Raw genomic sequence first — 23,307 nt, forward strand, 5'->3', positions numbered from 1 at the left:
CGTTACCCACCGCTTCCCACTCCCGCTGGGCCCTCTCCCTCCGCCCGGCGGCCCGCGCCTGGTCCGGTTCGAGGCCCAGGGAGATCCGCATGTCCGACAGGCCCCGAACCTCCAATTGCCGCGCCCGCTCACGCGTGACACCGAAAAGGCGGCCGACCTCCTCCAGCGTCCACTTCTCCCCGTCCACCAACCCGTAGCGATACATGATCACAGACAGTGTGCGCTTGTTCAAAACCCCCAGCAGGGGCTGCAGTTCATCCAGGGCGAGATACCGACGCAGCGAACGGTACGGGGCATCAAACGCCTTTCGGTGGTCGGAGATCGCGGACTCGGGGAAGCCGATTTCGACGAGAGCATCGAGAGAGCTCGCGCGTCGCGCCAACTGCAAGTACGAGGTGACCTTCTCGAGGGAGAAGCCCGTCGCCTTCTGAAGGTCGACCACATCGGGCTCGATCCCAACGGCTCGCAACTCCCGCTGGACCCGAACCGTCTTCCTCACCGCATCACGCACATGCACGGGCAACCTGATGACGGCCCCGAAGTCAGCGACCGCCCTGTCCGCCGACTGCCTGATCCAACTCGTCGCATAGGTCGAGAACTTGTACCCGAGCGCAATATCGAACTTCTCCACTGCACGAGTCAGACCGATGACCCCGTACTGCGCCAAGTCGTCGATATCGAGGTCGTTGCCGTGGGCCATGCCTCGCACTACCGAGTAGACGAGCCGCATGTTGTGGGCCACCAACGCCTCGTAGGCACGGCGCGCTTCACCGCCCCTCGGCAGATCACGCAGATAGCCCCGGGGAATGTCCTCCGCGCACGGCAACTCTCCACGAATCAGCAGGAAGAGCCCCACCTCTTCCTCAGCGGTGAGGATCCGCCCGTCCGGGCTTCTGTTCCAACGATCTTCGTCCAGTATCCGTCGAGCGGCAGCGCGTGCGCTGTCGTGATCGACCACCACACGCGGCGCCCGGACATGGCCGGGCCCCGAGGCATCGGCAATCGGCGCGTCCGAATCGGGCTCCGGATCACCTTCGTGTGCTGACCACAACGGTTGACAGGTTGGCCCACTGTCGCTCCCCGCTCCCGGACCGGGTCGCTGCGGTCGACTCGGCACCCAACCTTCGGCCCCCATCGCGGCCGCGAGTGCACGCGCGGCGCCCTGGTCGAGCCCGGCCGCGACAGACACCCTCGAGAGGGCAATGTCCAGTTCCACACCCTCCGCCCGAAAACGCCGCAACAGTCGCAGGAGCTGCCCCCACCCGGCGGCCCGGCCCTCGCTGTTGTCCAGGGGCCGACCTATCGCGCCCATCCCGCTCCTCCGCGCCAACCTCCGTGTCCGTACTCAATTCATATCGCTATCGTGACCTTGTTGCCGCCGCTACGTGGAGAGTTGATGAAGACCATTCCGAGTGAGATCTCGCCGAGGACGCGAAGCCGCGCCGAGCGCGACGTGTTCGCCGCGCTCCAAGCCATTCCCGACAGTGAGAGCGTGGCGCTGCACTCGGTCCACCTGCCGGCGCATCACTACAAGCGCGTTGGCGAGATCGACTTCGTCGTGGTCACTCCACAACTCATCCTGTTCGTCGAGGTGAAGGGTGGTCGGGTCTCCCATCACGACGGGGAGTGGTGGTTCGAGCGGGGCGGCAGGACGGAAGCGCGCCGGGAAGGCCCCTTCGAGCAGGCCAGTTCCGGTATGCACGAGATGGAGCGCGAGCTGCGGCAGGCGGTCGACGGGCTCCGGGCACGGGATGCCGTGGGAGGTTATCTGGTCGTCACGCCGAACGTCGACCTCCCGCCCATGACGACGTACGACCCGGAGCAGTATCTGGGCCAGCGGGCCTATGACGGGGGTCGAGGGCTCGAAGCCGCAATCGAGCGAGCAGGCAAGTACTGGCGGAACAAGGGAAAAAACCGATCGGCCATCTCGCCGCTCCCCTCCGCTCTGCGCAAGGACATCGTGCGAGCGATGCGGCCGAATTTCGACCTCGTTCCCAACCTCCGTTCACGCATCACGGATCTCGAGGCCGAGTTCGAACGCCTGACGGCCGAACAGTACGAGAAGATTGACGCATTGGCCGAAAACCCCCGTCATGTCTGGAGGGGTGGCGCGGGTACGGGCAAGACATTCCTGGCCGCGGAGGCCGCGCGGCGCAAGTCGGTCCGCGGCAGCGTCCTGTTCACCTGCGTCAGCAACCCGCTGGCTCGACATGTGTCTCACGTCCTGGCCGATGAAGCAGTCACAGTCCTTCCCTACGAACGTCTCCACGAGGTGCGCGGACGAACCTTCGACCATCTGATCGTGGACGAGGCGCAGGACCTGATGAACTTCGAGTCGCTGGGAGAGCTCGACGGATTGGTCGACGGTGGCCTGGACCAAGGGCATTGGATCTTCATGCTCGACCAGAACAACCAGGTGCTGTCACCGGAGCACTACGACAACGAGGCGTGGGAATACCTCCGAGGCCTGGGAGTCACGAGTCTCGCGCTCGGTCGGAACTGTCGGAACACCGAACAGATCGTGACTCAGGTACAGATGTATACAGGTGCTGACATCGGCGTCGCCAAGGCAGGCCAGGGCGAGCACGTCGTGTTCGCCGATGTCCGTTCCCGTGAGGACGAAGCCGAGGCCCTGGACTCCTATCTGGACCGGTTGGCCGCCGAAGGGCTCTCCCCCGGAGACATCACCATCCTGTCGTCGACAGGCGACTGGGAGAGGTCGTCGGCTCGTTTGTCGCGCCGCTCCGGAAGGATCGAGCGCTACTCCGACACAGTGGGCACCGGCGTACCGCGCAAGAGAATCACGTGGTCATCGGTGACCGACTTCAAGGGGCTCGAGAACCAAGCCGTTTGTGTCGTCGACATGGACGCCGAGGTCCTGGCGGGACGGCTGGATCCGGTCTATGTCGCTTGGACACGGGCTCGCGCCCAGTTGTGGATCGCGATCCGTCCGGACGTCAAGCCTCTGCTCAAAGACATGGGCCTCTCCTCGCTGAAAAGGACCGGTGCCGCGAAGTGACCGCTACCGAAATCGAACTGGCGGAGCACCGCGAGGCCTTCGTCGCATACCTGCGACAGCAGTTGGTCGGCCCCGCGGACGGCGAGGACGAGACGTTGGTCGACCCGCCGGATCGCCGCTATCTCATGGGCACGCTCTATCCACGCGGCACCGACCTGCATGTCCACTCCTCGGCTGCCGGCGAGCAGGAGGACCCGGAGGGAGCGATCGGTCTCGGCGAGGAGGACGGATTCGCGGACGACCCGGTGGCCGAGGCCAACGCCTGGCTGCCGTCGTCGATGGGGTTCTCCTTCTTCACCGACGCCCCGAGGATCGACCTGGTGTGCTCCGCCGCTCGTTACGAGACCTCCCGTGAGGGCCGGCGCAGGGTATGGAAACGTCTCCCCCGTCAGACTGAGTCCGTCTCGGTCACCCCTGGATCCACCAGTGGCACCTCCGTGCTGGACGGCCACGCGATGTTGTACACCCGATGGCGTCGTCACCGGAACGGGCACTTGGTGACCTGCGTCCTGGCCAACTCGCACCGCGAGGAGGAAGACCCGCGGGATTCCTGGAGCCTCATGCTCTTCCAAGCCGAATTGACGGCGAGGACCATTGGCGGCGAGATCCTCGAATACCCGAGCACCAGACTCAACAGCCGCGACCCCGAAGAGCAGGAGCTGCGGATCCAGTACCGACACGTCGTGACCCGGGCCATCGGCCATGGGTGCGCCGTCGAATGGGACGACACCCGCAAGCCCATCACCTCGCTGAGCGTCGATGTCCTGCCGCAGAAGGCCGTCCCGCACATCCGGCCGGACGGTCCGGCCGACCTGCCCATCCTGAAGCTCACCGCGTTGTCGGACCCCGGCCTGTCGGTCGAGCAATTGCGCGACGGGCTGGCCTCATTCGTGGCTGATTACCGTGCCTGGTACGAGAGCCTGGAGACCGAGCGGTCCGAGCTTCAGAACTGGGCGAAGCCCCCGGCGGCACGCATCCTGGAGCGAATCCGTACCGCGGTCGACCGGATGGAATCCGGGGTACGAGCGCTCACCTCGGACACCTCTGCCGGAGAGGACGCGCGCGAGGCATTCCGGCTGGCAAACCGCGCCATGGCCCTGCAGATGCTCCATTCGCACCGTGACCTGGCCGGCACTCGTCGTCGTCGGAACGAAGACGTCGTCCAAGTCACCGAGCCCGACGGCAGCGCGGCATGGCACCCGTTCCAACTCGCGTTCTTCCTGCTCGTGGTCGACGGGTTGATGCATCCGAACAGCGCGGACCGTGACACCGTCGACTTGATCTGGTTCCCCACCGGCGGCGGCAAGACCGAGGCGTACCTACTGACGGCCTGCTTCGAGATCGCCTGGCGAAGGCTGCACCACGGAACCATCGGGGGCGGCACCGCGGTCATCAGCCGCTACACACTCAGTCTTCTCACCACTCAACAGTTCCAACGGACGGCCACCGCGATCTGCGCCCTCGAGTACATGAGGCGTGGCCATGACGGGGACGAAGGCCGGCGGCTGGGGAGCGAACCGATCACGGTCGGCCTCTGGGTGGGGCAGGAGACCACACCGAACTCCTACGCCCGAGCCGCGGTCGAACTCGGCGAGCTGAAGCAGCTCACCGAGCCCGACGACCGTTTCCTGCTGGAGCGTTGCCCCTGGTGCGGCACCGAGATCGTTCCGAGGCGCAACACGCGGGACAGCGACTACGGCGTCTCCGCGGACCACTCCTCCTTCTCCTTCAACTGCCCGCGCGAGACCTGTGTCTTCCACGACGAACTCCCGGTCGCGGTCGTGGACCAGCACATCTACGAGTCCCCGCCGACCTTCCTGCTCGGCACGGTGGACAAGTTCGCCCGGCTGGCCTGGGAGCCGAAGGCAGGAAGGATCTTCGGCGGTCGCGGCCGGATGAGGCCCTCACTCGTCATCCAGGACGAGCTGCATCTCCTTGCGGGCCCGCTGGGGACCACCGTCGGACTGTACGAGTCAGCCGTCCTCGAACTGTGCGGTTGGGAGGGAGACAAACCGAAGGTCATCGCGTCGACGGCCACCATCCGGAGGTCGCAGGAACAGATCCAGAACCTCTACGGACGCCGGACCCAGCTCTTCCCGCCGGCCGGTCTCGACGCACGCAATTCCTTCTTCGCGTCCACCGACGACACTCGGCCGGGCCGGCTGTACGTCGGCGTGATGGCCCAGGGACACACACCGGCGACGGCGACAGTCCACACCGGGGCCGCCACGCTCCAGGCCCCGAAATCCGTCACCGACCGGGACGACCTGCGCGACGCGTACTGGACCGTGGTCGCCTACCACAACAGCCTTCGTGAGCTGGGCCGTACGATCACGATCGCCCGTGACGACATCCCGGCGCGGCTCGCGCACCTGACGCGTCACGAGGCGGCCCGTCGCGAGCTTCCCGACAACGCGGTCGTCGAGCTGACCAGCAATATCTCTCGAACCAACCAGCCCAAGCTGCTCGACCGACTCGGTAGACCACTCACCGACAAGGAGAGCATCTCCTTCCTCGCCACCACCAACATGCTGTCCGTGGGTGTCGACGTACCTCGGCTCGGACTCATGATCATGAATGGGCAACCCAAGACGACGTCCGAGTACATCCAGGCGACCAGCCGCGTGGGGCGACGATTGGTTCCCGGCCTGATCGTGACGCTCTTCCGGTCCTCCAAACCTCGCGACCGGTCCCACTACGAGTCCTTCGGGCCCTACCACGCTTCTCTCTACCGACATGTCGAGCCGACAAGCGTCACTCCTTGGTCACCACCGTCCAGGCAGCGCGCACTGCACGCCGTGCTCACCATCCTCGTGCGCCACGGTCTCGGTCTCACTGCCGAGGACACTGCGGGGGATGTGTCGGGCCGTCGCGACGACCTGGAAATGATCCGGGATCGCATCCTGCGCCACATTCGCAGCTCCGATCCCGATGAGGCCGACGCAGCCGAGATCGACCTCAACGAGCGGATCGACGAATGGCTCCAGGCAGCCGAGTCGGCACGAGGAAACGGCGGACGCCTCTACTACAAGCCGCACGGGCGGGGCGACGACGCTCTGCTGACCGACTTCGGGAAGCCTGCCGAGGGCCTGTGGGAGACGGCTCAATCCATGCGTAACGTCGACCGGGACTGCCTGGTCGCCGTGAGAGGGGCCTAGCGCCGTGAAGGACAACACGAAGGACAACAGGCGGAAGATCCGGCGGACCCAGACGGTGTCACCCTTCGGGGTCGGCGGCATCATCGACCTTCGAGGAGAGTCGTTCGTCGCTGCGGACACCCGTAGTTGGAGCCGGGGGGACGCCGTCGAGTCTCCGCGGCTGGCCCGCAAACTCGACGTCACGGGCTTCCGCGCGGCCCCTGCGGTCCCAGCGGGCAAAGCGCAGTACGTCTCTCGGGTGGGCCCGGGGTATGTACGCTTCCCCCGGTGGTTGTTCTGCCCCAAGTGTCGGAGAATGACCTACTGGGTCGCGGAGCGCGAGGAGAAGGACAAGGCACCGAGGTGCGGACGCTGCTCCGACTCCCCCCAACTCGCGCCCATGCGTTTCGTCCAGGTGTGCCGCGACGGGCATATGGCCGACATCGACTGGCGCCGCTGGGCGCACTGGCAGGCCGAAGGCCACGACCGTCGGCAGTGCCGGGTGAATCAGCTCACCTTCGTGACCTCTCCGGATTCCTCCGGCCTCGACGCGCTCCGCGTCAATTGTGGTGTTTGCGGTGCCAGTCGATCTCTCGAAGGTGTCACGGACAAGAACGCCCTGCAGCGACGCGGGGTGTTCTGCTCGGGGACCCACCCATGGCAGGACGAGGGCGACGAGCGGGTGGACTGCGAGGAGACGCCCCGCGTCATCCAACGCGGCGCCTCCAACGTCTACTTCCCCGTCGTTCACTCCGCCATCGAGATCCCGCTGCCCGACGGCGACAGTGACGACACCAAGGCACTGGAGGTGACGACACACGCTCACTGGTGGAGAGTCGCAGGCGCACCCGACGGGCCCGCTGCGGGCACGCTCATCGAAATCATCGCGGAGGAATGCGAAGTAGGCGAAGAGTTCGTCCGGGAGCTTCTGCAGAGGGATGCTGCCGACAGGTCGGCCGCCCCCGCGGGCAACGACACCGCGGACGATCTGAGCATCGGCGAATGGGCGGCTTTCACCAGTCCCGACCCGAAGGGCGTGTCCTCGCGCGAGTTCCGCATCGCACAGGTGGGTCTTGGCTCGAGGCAGGACGATCCGCCGTCGGTCTCCCGGCTCCACCAGCGACTCGATCGGGTGGTCGCGGCCACTCGCATCCGAGAGGTGAGGGCGCTCGAAGGGTTCACCCGCATCGAGGCGGACGATCGTGATCGGCTGGTCTCGGTCAATCCTGTGGCCAGGGCGAAGTGGCTCCCTGCCGTGGAATCGTACGGTGAGGGCATCTTCATCGCTCTCGACGACGACGCACTGAGCACCTGGGAGGACTCCCCGGGCGTGCGGGAGTGGGTCGGCCAGTTGGAGACCAATCTCGGCTCGTCCTTCCAGCAGGATCGCTGCCGCGAGCGGACCGGCCCGCGGCTCCTGCCCAGGTACGTCATGCTGCACACCTTGGCCCACCAACTCATCCGGCAGTTGTCCTACGACAGCGGGTACAACGCCGCGTCGCTCAGAGAGCGTGTGTACGCGCGGAGTCACACACCGGGCAGCCGGCACCCGGCCCAGTCGGGAGTATTCGTCTATACGGCGGCCGGGGACTCCGAGGGGACCCTCGGCGGCTTGGTCCGACAAGGGCAGCCCCCGTACCTGACCGACACCCTGGTGCGCCTGCTGGAATCGGCGCAGTGGTGCTCGCAGGACCCGCTCTGCTCCGACTCCACCGGCCGCTCCTTGGCCAACCTCAACAGAGCCGCCTGTCATGCCTGCACCCTGCTGCCCGAGACATCGTGCGAGGTCGGGAACGTCTTGCTGGATCGAACCCTGCTGATCGGCGACGGCCAAGTGGAGGGATTCTTCCGGCCGGTGATCGAAGCCGCCTTCGAGGAGTCGGCGGCCGCGGTCGAGGCGCCGTGACCCTGCCATCGCTCCTCGACCTGACCCCCGACCAGGAAGCGGTGGTCACCCTGCCTTTCGACGGCCGCCACCTTGTGACCGGGCACCCCGGGTCCGGCAAGACGGTCACCGCCGTCTATCGCGCCTGGGCGTTGGCGACCGTGGGTAGACCCACTGCCCTCATCACGCACAGCAACCTGCTGAGCCAACGCACGGCTCACATTTCGGCGCGCGTCAGCGAAGGTATCCGCGTCACCACCTTCCACCGCTGGCTGCGAACCTTCTGGAACGACAACTTCGCCTGCGCCCCGCCGAGTGACGACACCGGGGAGTGGAACTACGACTGGGCTGCGATGCTCGACAGCTGCATCGACAGGCTTCCGAGCAGAGTGGACGGCCTGGTCGTCGACGAAGGCCAGGAGCTTCCACTCGGCTTCTATCGGCTCTGGCGCTTCCTCGCCGGCCGGATCACGGTCTTCGCGGACGAAGACCTGGGTATCGGCGAGGACCAGACAAGCCTGGAAGTCATCCGTCGCACTCTCAAGGCCGCGGACGGCCCACCTCCGCTGTCGGGGAACCTGCGCTCCACTCGAGAGATCGTCCACCTCGCCGATAGTTTCCGCGTACGCCCTCCGGTGATGCCCGAACCTCTTCCGCAGCGCACCGGCGACAAGCCGGTGCTCCTCCGTTGCGGGCACCCTGATGCCTTTCTGGCACAGCTTTCGCAGTTCATAGCGGCTCACCCCGACCACAGCATCGGAATCATCTGCAGAAACACGGAGCTGCAACGCGAGATCCATCGCCGACTGGCAGTAGGCGATCACGCCGCCTCGGTGGAGTCCTATGTCTCGTCCGACATCAATCGTTCCGTGGTCGACTTCTCCTCGCGCCGCGTGCACATCATCCACGCAGCGAGCATGAAGGGCATGGAGTTCGACACAGTCTTCGTCCCCGATCTGGATGCCTACTCGGAAGACCCGACAGGTGCCTCCGCACGCAGGCGCTTCCACGTCCTGTGCACGCGTGCGCGCAAGTCGCTGTACTTCGTCCACCACAACCATCGGGAGCCCGATATCGTCGCCAAGGTGCCGCCCGATCTGCTGGACCGGGGCCACATCTGACTCACGGCGCCGCTGATGACCCTGTGTCGCTCGACTCCACAGCGAAGTACCGAGATATCCCCCTCCTGACACGGTTACGGTGCTCTCGCTCAAATGTGGTCGATGGACAGGGAGACACCATGCCGTACGCCCCCGAATCCGCCCAGGACCGCCCGTTCCTCGCCCAAGCCATCGCCGCCTCTCGGCACTCCCTCGAAGACGGAAGCACCAAGAAACCCTTCGGCGCCCTCGTAGTCCTCGGTGGGGAGGTCGTCGGGTTCGGGAGCAACTCCGTCGTCGAGGACTGTGATCCCACCGCGCACGCCGAAGTCGTGGCGCTGCGGGACGCGGGGCGGCGGCTCGGGGCGTACGTCATGGAGGGGGCCACGCTCTACTCCAGCTGTGAGCCCTGCCCCATGTGTCTCACCGCCTGCTACTGGGCGGGGATCTCCCGGCTCGTCTATGCCGCCGACCGGCACGACGCCGCCCGCAACGGCCACCCCGACCTGCGGTTCTACCGGGAGCTCGCCCTGCCCAACGGGGAGCGGCGGCTGTTGGGCGAGGTGGCCGTCCAGGGGGCGCCCCGCTCGGACGCCGTCGACGTGCTCGCCGCGTGGGCCGACGCCCGGCCCGGGGCGAGCGAGCCGAAGCTCTGAGCCCGCCTGCCGGCGGCTCCTCGCTGCGCGTTAACCTCACCCCATAGGCAAGTAGACAACATGGACGTATCACCGAGAGGCGGACTAATCATGGCGAAGATTCCGGCGGCAGCGGTGGCCGCGGGCGGGCTCATCGGGGGGTACACCACCGCCCGTATCACCAAGAAGCGGCCCCTCGGCGGGGCCGTGCTCGCCGCGGCCGGGACCGTGGCCGCCCGGCAGTGGCGCGAGGCCGCCGGCCCGAAGACCGCCGCCGCGCTCTCCGCCGCCTACGTCGCCGGGTTCGCCGGGTCCCACCCGCTCGCCAAGAAGGTCGGCGCCTGGCCCGCCGTCTTCGGGGTCGCCGCCGGTGTCGCCGCCGCCTCCTGGGCGCTGGCCGACCGCCGCGCCTGACCGGACCTGAGGGGACCTGAGGGGGCCTGAGGGGAGGGGGCGGGCCCCCGGCGAGCGGAGCCGTCGACGGGGGCCGTCCCCGGAGTGGCCCGGCTCCGTCAGGCCCCGCCCTTGCCCCCGCCCTTGCCCCCGCCCCTGAACGTCGCCCGATACGTCGCCGGCGGTACCCCCACCCCCGCCACGAAGTGCTGTCGCAGCGACGCCGCCGTGCCGAAGCCCGTCTCCGTCGCCACCCGGTCCACCGTGTGGTCCGTCGTTTCCAGGAGTTCGCGGGCCCGGTCCACCCGGCGCTGCGTCAGCCAGCGCATCGGCGTCAGGCCCGTCTCCTCGCGGAAGCGGCGGTTGAACGTCCGTACGCTCATCGCGGCGCGGGCCGCCAGCTCCCCCAGCGTCAGCGGCTCGTGCAGGTGCTCCGCGGCCCACGTACGGGCGTCGGCCGTCGACGTCGACTTCTCCTCCGTCACCGGGCGTCGGATGTACTGCGCCTGGCCGCCCTCCCGGTGCGGCGGTACCACCGTGCGGCGTGCCACGTCCGCCGCCACCGCCGCGCCGTGGTCCTCGCGGATCATGTGCAGACAGAGGTCCACGCCCGCCGCCTCCCCGGCCGAGGTGAGGATCCGGCCCTCGTCCACGTACAGGACGTCGGGGTCCACCGTCACCGCGGGGAACGCGCGGGCGAACCGGTCCGTCGACAGCCAGTGCGTCGTCGCCCTGCGGCCGTCGAGCAGGCCCGCGGCCGCCAGCACGAACGCGCCCGTGCAGATCGACGCCAGCCGCGCCCCGCCGCCGGCCGCGGCGTCCAGCGCCCGCGCCAGCGGTGCCGGCAGGGTGCCCGGGGCCAGGAACTCGTCCTCCTCGTGCGACGCCGGGACGATCACCGTCCGCGCCCACCGCAGCGCCTCCGACCCGTGCGGGGCGCCGATCGGGAAGTCCGCGTCCGTACGGATCTCGCGCGGACCGTCCACCGCGCACGTCCGCACCTCGTACAGCCGCTCCCCCGACGGGCCGCGCGCCCCGCCGAACAGCTGGTGCACCAGGCCCAGTTCCATCGGCAGCACGCCGTCCCGCACCAGGACCGCCACCCGGTGGCCACCATGACCGCCATGGCCACCGCGGACACCGCGGTCCCCGCTCGTCGTACGGCTCACCGATGTCTCACGTCGTACGCGACGACGGCTGCGCCGCCGTCGACAGCGGCGCCGCGATGTCCTCCAGCGACCGGCGCTCCGCCTTCACCGCGAACACCGCCGCCACCAGCCCCGCCGCGCACATCAGGCCCGCGCCGGTCTGGAAGGCGAGGACCGTGTCCCCGACCACGCCCGACTCGGTCAGGTCGGCGAAGATCAGCGGGCCGCTGATGCCGCCCGCCGCCGTGCCGATCGCGTAGAAGAAGGCGATGGCCATGGCGCGGGTCTCCATCGGGAAGATCTCGGAGACGGTCAGATACGCGCTGCTCGCGCCCGCCGACGCGAAGAACAGCACCACGCACCAGCAGGCCGTCATCGTCGTCGCGGTCAGCGAACCGCGGTCGAAGAGCCAGGCCGTGCCGAAGAGCAGGATGCCGGAGAGGAGGTACGTCGAGGAGATCATGATCCGGCGGCCCACCGTGTCGAAGAGCTTGCCGAGGAAGAGCGGGCCCAGGAAGTTGCCGGCCGCGATCACCGCGAAGTAGTACCCCGTCCTGCCCGACGGGACGTCGAAGAACTTGGTGAGGATCGCGCCGAAGCCGAACGTGATCGCGTTGTAGAGGAACGCCTGGCCGATGAAGAGCGAGAGGCCGAGGACCGCCCGCTTGGGGTAGTCCCGGAAGACGGTCCTGGCGATCAGGCCGAAGCCGATGCTCTTGCGCTGGTGGATGGTGATCTCGTGCTCCGGCGGCGGCAGCCGCTCGCCCTTCTCCTCCTCGATCTCCCGTTCCACCGACGAGACCAGGCCCTCCGCCTCCTCGCCCCGCCCGTGGATGAACTGCCACCGCGGGCTCTCCGGCACGTGCCGGCGTACGAGCAGGATCACCAGGCCGAGGACGACGCCCAGGGCGAAGGTGAGCCGCCAGCCGAGGTCCTTGGGGAAGATGTCCGTGTTGAGCATGAGGACGGAGAGCAGCGAGCCGCCGATCGCGCCCAGCCAGTAGCTGCCGTTGATGATCAGGTCGACGCGGCCACGGTACGTGGACGGGATGAGCTCGTCGATGGCCGAGTTGATGGCCGCGTACTCGCCGCCGATGCCGAAGCCGGTCAGGAACCGGAAGAGGAAGAACCACCACGCGTCGAAGGAGAGCGCGGTCATGGCGGTCGCGCACAGGTAGACCGCGAGGGTGACCATGAAGAGCTTCTTGCGGCCGAACTTGTCGGTGAGCCAGCCGAAGAACAGCGCGCCGGCGCAGGCCCCCGTCACATAGAGGGCCGCCGCGACGCCGGTGACCTGGGCGGAGCTGATCGCCAGGCCGCTGCCGTCCTCGGAGAGGCGGCTCGCGATGTTGCCGACGGTGGTGACCTCCAGGCCGTCCAGGATCCAGACGGTGCCGAGGCCGATCACGATCATCCAGTGCCAGCGGGACCACGGCAGCCGGTCGAGGCGGGCGGGCACGGCCGTGGTGACGGTCGACGTGTCGTGGGCTGCGGTCATCACACCTCCCGGGAGCCCCGTGGCGCTTCCCAGGGGCTCCTCCAGAGTGCCCGGCAATCGCGGTCTCACGCGCGCCGGGAGGGCCGTACAGCGGTCGTACGGGGGTCGCGCGCCCCCCGTAGCCGCCGTCCGGCCCCCTACGCCCCCAGCAGCCGCGACACCGTATAGATCGCGAGCCCCGCCAGGGAGCCGACCACCGTGCCGTTGATGCGGATGAACTGCAGGTCACGGCCGATGTGCGCCTCGATCTTCTTCGAGGTGTGCTCCGCGTCCCAGCCCGCCACCGTGTCCGTGATGAGCGAGGTGATCTCGGCGCGGTACGTCGTGACCACGTACACCGCCGCGCCTTCCACCCAGCCGTCGACCTTGCGCTGGAGCCGGCCGTTCGTCGCCATCCGCGCGCCCAGCGACAGGAGCGAGGCCCGCACGCGCAGCCGCAGTTCGCTGCGCTCGTCCTCGGCGGCGGCCACGATCATCGCGCGCACCGACGACCACGCGGAGGCGATCAGGTCCTGCACCTCGCCGCGCGCCAGGATGTCCCGCTTGAGGCGCTCCACGCGCGCACGGGTGTCCGAGTCGGACTGCAGGTCGGCGGCGAAGTCCGCGAGGAAGCGGTCGACGGCGCCGCGCGCCGGGTGGCCCGGCATGTCCCGCATCTCGGTGACGAAGCGGAGCAGTTCCTTGTAGACGCGCTCGCCGACCCGCTTGTCGACGAACCGCGGGGTCCAGCCGGGTGCGCCGCCCTGCACCGCGTCCATCACCGAGTCGGCGTGCTCGACCAGCCAGTCGTGGGCGCGGACGCAGACCAGGTCGACGACCCGCTTGTGGCCGCCGTCCGCGACGACCTTCTCCAGCATCTTGCCCATGCCGGGGGCGATCTCCTGGGCGTCGGCGCGGCGCGTGATGGCCTCGCCGACGACGGCCTGCACGTCGGAGTCGCGCAGCACGGTGAGGGCGCCGCGCAGTGCCGTGGCGAGCTCGGCGGTGACGCGGTCGGCGTGCGCGGGGTCGGCAAGCCAGGTGCCGAGGCGCCCGCCGATGCCGACGGCGTGCAGGCGGCCCCGTACGACGTCGGCGGAGAGGAAGTTCTCCCCCACGAAGTCACCGAGCGACGCACCCAGTTGGTCCTTCTTGTGCGGGATGATCGCGGTGTGCGGGATGGGCAGGCCGAGCGGGTGGCGGAAGAGCGCCGTCACCGCGAACCAGTCGGCGAGCGCGCCGACCATGCCCGCCTCGGCGGCCGCCGCCACGTACCCCGCCCAGGCACCCGCGCCGGAGTGCTGCGCCCATTTCGCCAGGACGTAGACGACGGCGACCAGAACGAGCAGTCCCGTCGCCGTGGCCTTCATACGGCGGACGCCGCGGCGCTTCTCCTCGTCGGCGGGGCTGTAGGTGAGGCCACCGGGGGCGGGTGCGGGGGCGGAAGCGGGGGCCGGCGCGGCCGGGCCGCCGACTGTGGCTCCCGTTGCTCCGAACGGGTCATCGCTTGGGCGGCCGGGCGCGCGGGCATGCTCTCCCCCGGGCCCCGCCGCCCGACCCCTCCCGGCGGCCCCCGCCGCCCTCCGACCTGGTACGCCCGATTCCTCCCCGTCCGGTTCAGCAGGCTGCTCCGCGTCTGTACGTCTCACTCACTCCACCTGGCCCGTTCGCGTCGTACTCGTCCGCGTGGTTTCCTCGCCGTGCCACCTCTCGTGTCCCGATTGTCCCCACGCCATGTGTTCTACGCCCCTTCCTGACCGACTCCTGGAACGAACGACGAGTTCCCGGCGTCTCACAGGACGGAGGGGGGCAGTGTCGGCCGCCTCACGGCCCATGCCGCATCATGGGGTGATCACACCGGAGCCTCGGGGCTCCCCCTGCCCGAGGAGAAAGAGCCCGCATGACCAAGCGACACGGTTATGCCCTTCTCGCCGCGGTCATCGCGGTCATAGTGGTGATTTCCGCCGCCATATACGTCGGCGTGGCCGGTACCGACGACGGCTCGCAGGACTCCATCAGCGCCGGTGGGCGCTCCCCCCGCAACTCCGCCGCACCCGCCTCGTCCGGCACCTGGGTCGGCTCCTGGTCCGCGTCCCCCGCCGGGTCCGAACCGGGCACGGAGCAGAAGGGGTTCGCCGGCCGCTCGATCCGCAACGTCGTGCACACCAGCGTCGGCGGCACCAGCGCCCGCATCACCCTGTCGAACCTGTACGGCAGGACGCCGCTCAGCATCACGCACGCCTCGATCGCGCTCGCCTCCGCGTCGAACAACCCGGCCGCCGCGGCGGGCACGCTGCGCCGGCTGACCTTCGACGGCAACACCTCGGTGGTGATCCCGCCGGGGCAGCAGGTGCTGAGCGACGCGGCCCGGCTGCACGTCCCGCACGACCAGGACCTGCTCGTCACGACGTACTCGCCGACCCCGTCGGGCCCGGTCACCTACCACCCGCACGCGCGCCAGATCAGCTACGTCGCCGACGGTGACCGCACCGAGGACCAGCTGGGTGACGCGTACACCGAGCAGAGCCCGTACTGGCGCTACCTGTCCGCGGTGGACGTGCTCAGCAACGAGACCAACGGCACGGTCGTCGTCTTCGGCGACTCCATCACCGACGGCATCTCCTCGACGATGGGCGCCAACCGCCGCTGGACCGACGTCCTCGCCGACCGGCTGCGCGACGAGCCGGGCGCGCCGCGCTACGGCGTCGTGAACCAGGGCATCAGCGGCAACCGCATCCTCTCCGACGGGCGCGGGCAGCCCGCGGTCAACCCCAGCGGGCTCTCCCGCTTCGACCGTGACGTGCTGAACCGCTCGGGCGTCAAGGCCGTCGTGATCGCGCTCGGCGTCAACGACATCCTGCGCAACCCGCACCAGAATGATCCCGACCGCATCGTCGAGGGTCTGCGGGAGCTGACGCGGCAGGCGCACACGCGCGGGCTGCGGGTCGTCGGGGCGACGCTCATGCCGTTCGGCGGGCACCGGGGGTACGAGCCCGTCCTGGAGGGCGTGCGGCAGGCCGTGAACGAGCGGATCCGCTCCGGGCAGGTCTTCGACGAGTTCGTGGACTTCGACCGGGCGTTGCGGGATCCGTACGATCTGCGCCGGCTTCGGGGGCAGTTCGACTCGGGGGATCATCTGCATCCGTCCGATGCGGGGTTCCGGCGGATGGCTGAGGCGTTCAATCTTTCTCAGCTCAAGGGGTCGGCTGCGGCCGAGCTTTGACCCTTCGGGGGGCTGGGGGGGGCCTTGCGGGGCCGGGTTCGTTCGTTCGTCTGCGGGGTGGGTGGGGGCTGGTCGCGCCGTTCCCCGCGCCCCTTTCAGGTCGGACTCCGGCCCGCCCCCCCCCGTTCGCCGCGCCGCCACCCCGTGGCTCGGTCCTGCGCCGTTCCCCGCGCCCCTAAAAGCGTTCCCCGCGCCCCTCCAAGACCTTCCCCACCCCCCGAATACATTCGCTTCGGGTCAGTCCAGTTCCTTGCGGCGGTTCAGGCGGTCCTGGCGGCGGGCCTCCTTCTGGCGGAGGCGTTCCGTTCTGCGGATCTTGCGGTCCACGCCTACGCCGCCCATCAGGGCGAAGCCCTTGACCACCACCCGGGGGGAGCCGGGGGTGCCCTCGCCCGTGGCCTTGTCGTCGAAGCCGCCCATGATGCCGAAGCCCCTGACCACCACGGTCATGTCCGGCGGCACGACGACCTGCATCCCGCCCATGATCGTGAAGCAGCGGATCTCGACGTCCCGCTCCGTGAACCGCGCCTCGCGCAGGTCGATCTCGCCGCCGCCCCACATGGCGAAGCCGTTGAACTGCCGGCCCACCACCCAGCCGCCCTTGCGGCTGAACCCGCTCCAGAAGGCGAAGCCGAGGGTGGAGGTCGCCTCGCCGGCCACCATCCGCTCGCTCCAGTCGATCGCGGCCGGGTCGTCGTGATCGACCGGCCCCTTCACCATCGAGATCCTGGCGCCGTGACCGGGCAGGTCACGGGTGAGCGGGGCCAGCTCCCCGTAGGTGCGGGCCTTGTACGTCGCGTCGAGGCGCTCCTCGAACTCCGTCATGTCGAGGCGGCCCTCGGCCAGCGCGTCACGCAGTTGTTCGGCGACCCGCTCGCGGTCGGCGTCCGAGGCCCGCAGGTCGGGGAGTTCGTCACTCATACCGGCAGCCTACGAGGTCGGCTTCTCCGCGTACATCTTCGCGATGACCGCCTCGATGTCGGGCTCCCTGACCGAGAGGTCGGCCAGGGGATAGCGGGCCGCGACCCGCGCGACGAGCGGAGCCGCCGAGTCCGCGGCGGGGAAGGCGAGCCACTGGCGCGGCCCCTCCACCTTCACCACCCGCGCCGACTCGATCTCGATCGGCGGGAGTTCACGTTCCAGGTCGACGACGAGGGTGCGCTCGCTCTCGCCCACCTCGTGCAGGCCCGCCAGTGGACCGTCGTACATCAGCCGCCCGTGGTCGATGACCATCACCCGCTCGCAGAGCTGCTCGATGTCGGTCAGGTCGTGCGTGGTGAGCAGGACCGTCGTGCCGGACTCCGCGTTCAGGTCGCGCAGGAAACCGCGCACCTTCGCCTTGCTGATCACGTCGAGGCCGATCGTCGGCTCGTCCAGGTAGAGCACCTCGGGGTCGTGCAGGAGCGCCGCCGCGATGTCGCCGCGCATCCGCTGGCCGAGCGAGAGCTGGCGCACCGGCACGTCCAACAGGGCGCCGAGTTCGAGGAGTTCGACACACCGGTCGAGGTTCTCGGCGTACCGGGCGTCGGGGATCCGGTACATCCGGTGCATCAGGCGGTACGAGTCGATCAGCGGCAGGTCCCACCAGAGCGTGGTGCGCTGGCCGAAGACGACGCCGATGCGCCGGGCGAGGCGGCCGCGCTCGCGGGAGGGGTCGATGCCGGCGACCCGCAGCCGGCCGCCGCTCGGGGTGAGGATGCCCGTCAGCATCTTGATCGTCGTCGACTTGCCCGCGCCGTTGGGTCCGATGTAGCCGACCATCTCCCCGCGCGGGACGGTGAAGGAGATCCCGTCGACGGCCCGGACCTGGTGCCGTTCGCGCCGCAGGAAGCCGGTCTTCCTGCGTACGTCGAAAACCTTCTCCACGCCGTCGAGTTCGATGAGAGGGGCGTCGATGTGGGGGGTGTCCACGGCAGTTCAGCTCCCGGTGCTGCGGTACGAGCGGAGACCGGCGCGCCAGGCGAGTCCGGCGAGGGCGAGACATCCGGCGGCCACCGGCGGCGGCGCGAACGCCACCCAGACCGGCAGGTCGAGCGGGTAGGGCCGGCCCAGCACGTACAGCGCGGGCAGCCAGTTGACGAAGGCGAGCGGCAGCACGAAGGTGACGCCGCGCACCAGGTCCTTGGCGAAGACGGTCGGCGGATACTGCAACAGGGTGGTGCCGCCGTACGTGAAGGCGTTCTGCACCTCCGCCGCGTCCTGCGCCAGGAACTGGAAGGCGCCGCCCATCACGAACACGGCGGCGAAGATCGCGGTGCCGCACAGCAGCATCATCGGCACCATCAGGACCTTCAGCACGGTCCAGTCGACGTCCAGGACCACCAGCGCGTACGTGAGGACCGCCGCGCCCTGGGTGAGGCGGCCGATCCGGTGCAGTCCGAACCGGTCGGCGGCGACCTGGGCGATGACCGGGGCGGGGCGCACCAGGAGCGTGTCGAGGGTGCCGTCGCGCACCCGTCGGCCCAGCCGGTCCATCGACCCCATGGAGAGGTCGGCGAGCCCGAACGCGGTGCACGAGACGCCGTACAGGAAGGCGATCTCGGGGAGCCCGTAGCCGCCGAGCCGGTCGACCCGGGAGAACATCAGCAGGATCGCCACGAAGTCGAACGCGGTCACCGCGAAGTTGCCGAACGCGGTCAGCGCGAAGGAGACCCGGTAGGCCATGAGGGAGCGGATCCACATGGCCGAGATCAGCCGGTAGGCCCGCAGCCCCTCGCGCAGCTGTCGCAGGTCAGCCACCCTGCACCACCACCCGGCGGGTGGCCGCGGCCTGCACCAGACGACCGGCCGCGAGCAGCGCCGCGGCCCAGCCGAGCTGGAAGGCGTAGGTGCGCAGCAGCCCCGTGCCGGTGGTGCTGCCGAGGAAGACGTCGGCCGGCCGCTGCAGCAGCGCCGACCACGGCAGCGCGCGGGCGAACTCGCCGAGCACGCCGGGGAAGACGTTCAGCGGGAGCAGCATTCCGGAGAAGAAGGTGCCCGCGAGCATCGACACCTGAAGGGTGCCCGCCCCGTCCATGAGCCAGAACGCGGAGAGCGCCACCAGATAGCGGAGCGCGAAGGAGACCAGGCCGCCGAGCAGGACGGCCAGCAGGAACGCCGGCCAGCGCAGCACGTCCGACGGCACGGTCAGGTCGAAGACGAGGGCGCCGAAGACCATCGGCACCGCGCCGCGCCCGAGCAGCTGGAAGCCGCCGCGGCCCAGGTCCGCCGCCAGCCACCACAGCTGGAGGTCGGCGGGCCGGTACAGGTCGACGGCGACGTCGCCGGTGCGGATCCGCTCGATCAGCTCGCCCTCGAAGCCGCCGCCCATCAGCGCCATCGCCGTGAGCAGGCCCTGGCCCAGCCAGACGTAGGTGAGCGCCTGCGACTGGTCGTAGCCGCCGAGGCCCGGACGCTCGTCCCACAGGGCCACATAGGTGTAGGCGAGAATGAGTCCGAAGACGGAGTTGGTGAACACCCCGGCGGCCGTCGCGACCCGATACGTGGAGTAGCGACGGAAGCTGCCCCCGGCGACGGCCGCGTACAAACGGAACCGTCCTGCGCGCACGTGCATCCCTTTCACCGTGGGCTTCGTCCCGAACCGGGCCAAAGCGCTGGAGCCTAGTGCGATCGGGGGCGCCCGTGCCACGCATTTTCGGCACGGGGGCGCGTGCCTGGTCACGAACGTCTGTGACTGGGTGTGCAATGGGTGGGCACGGGGGGGGCCATGGGGCGCCATGGGGTGGACGAGGCGTACTGGACGTACGAAGCAGACCGGGAGTTCCGCAAGACATGAGCGACGAGCCGCAGCAGCAGAGTCCTGCCGGGCGCCAGGGCTGGGCGCCCAGGGAGCCGCAGGACACGCCCGCCGGGGCGCCGCCGGACGCACCCGGGGGCACGGCGGCCGCGGACGGCGGTGCCGGCGGCAGGGGCGGCAAGGCCGGTGACGGGGGCGCGGGCGACGGCGGTGACGGCGGGTCCGGTCAGGGCGCCGAGGGCGCCGAGCCCGGCAAGGGCAAGGGCAAGAAGCCGAAGCGGCCCAAGCGCAAGGGCTGGCGGCGGATCTTCCCCACCTGGCGCATGGTGCTCGGCGGCTTCATCCTGCTGATCCTGCTGGTCGTGGGCGCCTTCATGGCGGGCTACATGCTGGTCGACATCCCGCCGGCCAACAAGGCGGCCACGAAGCAGAGCAACGTCTACCTCTACTCCGACGGCACCCAGATCGCCCGCGACGGCGAGGTCAACCGCGAGAAGGTGCCGCTCAAGCAGGTCCCGCTCACCGTGCAGCACGCCGTGCTGGCCGCCGAGGACCGCGACTTCTACGGCGAGTCCGCGGTCGACCCGAAGGCGATGATCCGCGCGGCCTGGAACACCGTCACCGGCAAGGGCAAGCAGTCCGGCTCCACCATCACCCAGCAGTACGTGAAGAACTACTACCTGGGCCAGGAGCAGACGGTCAGCCGCAAGGTGAAGGAGTTCTTCATCTCCATCAAGCTGGACCGCGAGGTGAGCAAGGACGACATCCTGGAGGGCTACCTCAACACCAGTTACTTCGGCCGCAACGCCTACGGCATCCAGGCCGCCGCGCAGGCCTACTTCGGCAAGAACGTCCAGGAGCTCTCCACCGCCCAGGGCGCCTACCTCGCGACCCTCCTCAACTCCCCCAACGCCTACGACGTCGCCACCCACCCGGAGAACAAGCCGCGTGCGGCGGGCCGCTGGAACTACGTCCTGGACGGCATGGTCAAGGAGGGCTGGCTCTCCCGGGGCGAGCGGGCGAAGGCGAAGTTCCCCAAGCCCGAAGCGGCCAAGGGCGCGGCGGGCCTCTCCGGCCAGCGCGGCTATGTCGTCAAGGCCGTCGAGGACTACCTCACCGGCAACGACATCATCGACGAGGACACCCTCGCCAAGGGCGGCTACCGCATCACCACGACCCTGCAGAAGGACCGCCAGGACGCCTTCAAGAAGGCCGTCGACGAGCAGGTGATGGACAAGGTCGACAAGGACGCCCGCAAGGCCGACCGCAACGTCCGCGCGGGCGGCGCCTCCATCGTCCCGGCGACCGGCAAGGTCGTCGCGATGTACGGCGGCATCGACTACACCAAGCAGTACGTCAACAACGCCACGCGCCGCGACTACCAGGTCGGCTCCACCTTCAAGCCGTTCGTCTTCACCTCCGCCGTGCAGAACGGCTCGGTCACCCAGGACGGCCGCCCGATCACCCCGAACACCATTTACGACGGCACCAACAAGCGCCCCGTGCAGGGCTGGAGCGGCGGCTCGTACGCCCCCGAGAACGAGGACAACGTCGACTACGGCGACATCAGCGTCCGCACCGCCACCGACAAGTCCGTGAACTCGGTGTACGCGCAGATGGCCGTCGATGTCGGCTCCGACAAGGTCAAGGACACCGCGATCGACCTCGGCGTCCCGGAGAGCACCCCCGACCTCAACGCCTCCCCCTCGATCGCGCTCGGCCCGTCCACCGCGAGCGTCCTCGACATGACCGAGGCGTACGCGACGCTGGCCAACCACGGCAAGCACGGCACGTACACCCTCGTGGAGAAGATCACCCGGGACGGCAGGGAGATCGAGCTGCCGGAGCAGAAGACCGAGCAGGCGGTGACCCGCGAGGCCGCGGACACCACCACCTCGATCCTGCAGAGCGTCGTCCAGGGCGGCACCGGAACGGCCGCGCAGGGCGCGGGCCGCCCCGCCGCGGGCAAGACCGGCACCGCCGAGAACGACACGGCGGCCTGGTTCGCCGGCTACACCCCCGAGCTCGCGACGGTGGTCTCGGTGATGGGCCAGAACCCGGAGACCGGCGCCCACACCCCGCTGTACGGGGCGCTCGGCGAGCAGCGCATCAACGGCGGCGCCTACCCGGCACGCGTCTGGGCGCAGTTCACCAAGGCCGCCCTGGAGGGCAAGCCGGTCAAGGACTTCGACCTGGAGCTGGAGCAGGGCTCCGACGAGCCGCTGCCGCCGACCGACCCGGGCACGGGTGACACCGGCGACCCGGAGACCGGCGGGACCACGGACGGCGGCACCGACACCGGCGGCGAGCAGGACACCGGCGGCACCACCACGACCGGCGGCCCGGACACCGGCGGCACCACCGACGGCGGCCAGCGGAACGGCGGCCAGAACGGCGGCAGGACGGGCGGCCAGACGGGTGGCCCCGACGGCGGCACGAACGACGGCGGCCCCACCACGGACGGCGGCACCGTCGACGGCGGGCCGACCGACGGCGGCGTCCAGGGCGGCCCCACGGACGGCGGCACCGACACCGGGGGGTCACCCGACGGCGGCACGGACGACGGGGGCGCGCTGGGCGGCATCACGGACGGATAGGTGGGCCGGGGGCCCCGGTCGCGGCCGGGCCCCCGCTCCTCCCCGCGCCCGCGGCCCTCGGCCCTAGTGGCCGGACGTCGCCTTCAGGCCGACCACGGCGACCAGCAGCAGACAGACGAAGAAGATCCGCGCGGCGGTGACCGGCTCACCCAGGATCACCATGCCCAGCACCGCGGCGCCGGCCGCGCCGATGCCGACCCACACCCCGTAGGCCGTACCGATGGGCAGCGTCTTGGCGGCCTGCGACAGCAGCATCATGCTGGCGACGATGCCCATGCCGGTGAGCACGCTGGGCCACAGCCGCGTGAAACCGTCCGTGTACTTCATCCCGATCGACCAGCCCACTTCGAGCAGACCGGCGACGATCAGCAGAACCCAGGCCATGACGGCACCTCCGACGAGTGATACGCGTGAACGCGTTACCTGATGGGGTGCGTCGTCTTTGCGGAAAACCCGGTACGGCGCGTCTCGTCGGGGTCGTTCCACCGTAGCAAAACCCATGCGTGAGGGGCCGGTGACGCTGGTCACCGGCCCCTCCACCCAGCTCACGGGCGCACCGCCACAGGTCTACAGGTAGAGCCCCGTCGAGTCCTCCGAGCCCTCGAAGCGGTCGGCGGCCACCGCGTGCAGATCGCGCTCGCGCATCAGCACGTAGGCCACGCCCCGCACCTCGACCTCGGCGCGGTCCTCCGGGTCGTACAGGACCCGGTCACCGGGCTCGACCGTGCGGACGTTCTGCCCGACCGCGACCACCTCGGCCCAGGCGAGCCTGCGGCCCACCGCCGCGGTCGCGGGGATCAGGATGCCGCCGCCGGAGCGCCGCTCGCCCTCGCTGGTGTCCTGCCGCACGAGCACGCGGTCGTGCAGCATGCGGATGGGCAGCTTGTCGTCGTGGGGGTTCTTCTCGCTCACGCCCCAGAACCTACCTGTCCCGGCCGCCGCCGTGGTCTCCCGGGT

The 23,307-nt window shown here is 69.5% G+C and carries 17 protein-coding genes, 1 pseudogene and 1 riboswitch; of the genes and pseudogenes, 8 read left to right on the forward strand and 10 right to left on the reverse strand.

The features are described 5' to 3' along the window. Positions 1-97: 97 nt before the first annotated feature. A pseudogene (locus ACZ6B8_RS03595) lies at positions 98-1,312 on the reverse strand (sigma-70 family RNA polymerase sigma factor); the annotation flags it as partial. Positions 1,313-1,396: 84 nt separating this feature from the next. On the opposite strand from ACZ6B8_RS03595, the gene ACZ6B8_RS03600 reads away from it, so the two are divergent. The 6 genes from ACZ6B8_RS03600 (at position 1,397) to ACZ6B8_RS03625 (ending at position 10,190) form a co-directional block, all read left to right on the forward strand. After that, entirely contained in the window at positions 1,397-3,019 is a 1,623-nt protein-coding gene (locus ACZ6B8_RS03600) for an NERD domain-containing protein (RefSeq protein WP_471606165.1), read from the forward strand. Next, a complete protein-coding gene (locus ACZ6B8_RS03605) occupies positions 3,016-6,177 on the forward strand; it encodes a helicase-related protein (RefSeq protein ID WP_471606166.1) in 3,162 nt (1,053 codons plus the stop codon). Before ACZ6B8_RS03600 ends, ACZ6B8_RS03605 begins: the two co-directional genes overlap by 4 nt. A gap of 4 nt (positions 6,178-6,181) precedes the next feature. After that, positions 6,182-8,062, forward strand: a complete 1,881-nt coding sequence (gene drmB / locus ACZ6B8_RS03610; protein WP_471606167.1) for a DrmB family protein — start codon at positions 6,182-6,184, stop codon at positions 8,060-8,062. Next, positions 8,059-9,162: an ATP-binding domain-containing protein gene (locus ACZ6B8_RS03615; RefSeq protein WP_471606168.1), complete on the forward strand. Its 1,104-nt coding sequence runs from the start codon at positions 8,059-8,061 to the stop codon at positions 9,160-9,162. Before drmB ends, ACZ6B8_RS03615 begins: the two co-directional genes overlap by 4 nt. Before the next feature lie 119 nt (positions 9,163-9,281). Continuing rightward, positions 9,282-9,797, forward strand: a complete 516-nt coding sequence (locus ACZ6B8_RS03620; protein ID WP_471606169.1) for a nucleoside deaminase — start codon at positions 9,282-9,284, stop codon at positions 9,795-9,797. A gap of 90 nt (positions 9,798-9,887) precedes the next feature. Beyond that, a complete protein-coding gene (locus ACZ6B8_RS03625; RefSeq protein WP_471606170.1) occupies positions 9,888-10,190 on the forward strand; it encodes a hypothetical protein in 303 nt (100 codons plus the stop codon). 98 nt (positions 10,191-10,288) lie between these two features. On the opposite strand, the gene ACZ6B8_RS03630 is transcribed toward ACZ6B8_RS03625, so the two are convergent. From ACZ6B8_RS03630 to ACZ6B8_RS03640, 3 genes are all read right to left on the reverse strand, one after another. Then, complete coding sequence (locus ACZ6B8_RS03630; protein ID WP_471606458.1) at positions 10,289-11,239, reverse strand: GlxA family transcriptional regulator; 951 nt, start codon at positions 11,237-11,239, stop codon at positions 10,289-10,291. Between the two features lie 106 nt (positions 11,240-11,345). After that, entirely contained in the window at positions 11,346-12,815 is a 1,470-nt protein-coding gene (locus ACZ6B8_RS03635; RefSeq protein ID WP_471606171.1) for an MFS transporter, read from the reverse strand. Between the two features lie 137 nt (positions 12,816-12,952). Further along, on the reverse strand, positions 12,953-14,443 hold the full coding sequence (locus ACZ6B8_RS03640) for a DUF445 domain-containing protein (RefSeq protein WP_471606172.1): 1,491 nt from the start codon (positions 14,441-14,443) through the stop codon (positions 12,953-12,955). Positions 14,444-14,694: 251 nt separating this feature from the next. Here ACZ6B8_RS03640 and ACZ6B8_RS03645 point away from each other — a divergent pair, with 251 nt between their 5' ends. Continuing rightward, complete coding sequence (locus ACZ6B8_RS03645) at positions 14,695-16,017, forward strand: SGNH/GDSL hydrolase family protein (RefSeq protein ID WP_471606173.1); 1,323 nt, start codon at positions 14,695-14,697, stop codon at positions 16,015-16,017. Between the two features lie 237 nt (positions 16,018-16,254). On the opposite strand, the gene ACZ6B8_RS03650 is transcribed toward ACZ6B8_RS03645, so the two are convergent. Genes ACZ6B8_RS03650 through ACZ6B8_RS03665 form a run of 4 tightly spaced genes read right to left on the reverse strand, consistent with a single transcriptional unit; the run spans position 16,255 to position 19,570 of the window. After that, complete coding sequence (locus tag ACZ6B8_RS03650) at positions 16,255-16,938, reverse strand: DUF1707 SHOCT-like domain-containing protein (RefSeq protein ID WP_471089004.1); 684 nt, start codon at positions 16,936-16,938, stop codon at positions 16,255-16,257. Between the two features lie 9 nt (positions 16,939-16,947). After that, positions 16,948-17,928 (reverse strand): ABC transporter ATP-binding protein, encoded by a 981-nt coding sequence (locus tag ACZ6B8_RS03655; protein ID WP_471089002.1) that lies wholly within the window; start codon positions 17,926-17,928, stop codon positions 16,948-16,950. A gap of 6 nt (positions 17,929-17,934) precedes the next feature. Further along, on the reverse strand, positions 17,935-18,756 hold the full coding sequence (locus tag ACZ6B8_RS03660; protein WP_471089000.1) for an ABC transporter permease: 822 nt from the start codon (positions 18,754-18,756) through the stop codon (positions 17,935-17,937). Beyond that, the gene (locus ACZ6B8_RS03665) at positions 18,749-19,570 is read right to left on the reverse strand and encodes an ABC transporter permease (RefSeq protein WP_471606174.1); all 822 of its coding nucleotides are present in this window, start codon (positions 19,568-19,570) and stop codon (positions 18,749-18,751) included. The genes ACZ6B8_RS03660 and ACZ6B8_RS03665 overlap by 8 nt, the downstream gene beginning before the upstream one ends. A 218-nt stretch (positions 19,571-19,788) precedes the next feature. On the opposite strand from ACZ6B8_RS03665, the gene ACZ6B8_RS03670 reads away from it, so the two are divergent. Then, the gene (locus ACZ6B8_RS03670) at positions 19,789-22,350 is read left to right on the forward strand and encodes a transglycosylase domain-containing protein (protein ID WP_471606175.1); all 2,562 of its coding nucleotides are present in this window, start codon (positions 19,789-19,791) and stop codon (positions 22,348-22,350) included. Positions 22,351-22,413: 63 nt separating this feature from the next. Here ACZ6B8_RS03670 and ACZ6B8_RS03675 read toward each other — a convergent pair whose 3' ends face one another. Together ACZ6B8_RS03675 and ACZ6B8_RS03680 are read right to left on the reverse strand one after the other, a co-directional pair. Continuing rightward, the gene (locus ACZ6B8_RS03675; protein ID WP_471088995.1) at positions 22,414-22,734 is read right to left on the reverse strand and encodes a DMT family transporter; all 321 of its coding nucleotides are present in this window, start codon (positions 22,732-22,734) and stop codon (positions 22,414-22,416) included. 46 nt (positions 22,735-22,780) lie between these two features. Further along, a riboswitch (guanidine-III (ykkC-III) riboswitch) is annotated at positions 22,781-22,852 on the reverse strand. Between the two features lie 65 nt (positions 22,853-22,917). Then, positions 22,918-23,262 (reverse strand): GroES family chaperonin, encoded by a 345-nt coding sequence (locus tag ACZ6B8_RS03680; RefSeq protein WP_389713242.1) that lies wholly within the window; start codon positions 23,260-23,262, stop codon positions 22,918-22,920. Positions 23,263-23,307: the final 45 nt, after the last annotated feature.

It is taken from the genome of Streptomyces sp. NPDC041122 (assembly GCF_055592445.1).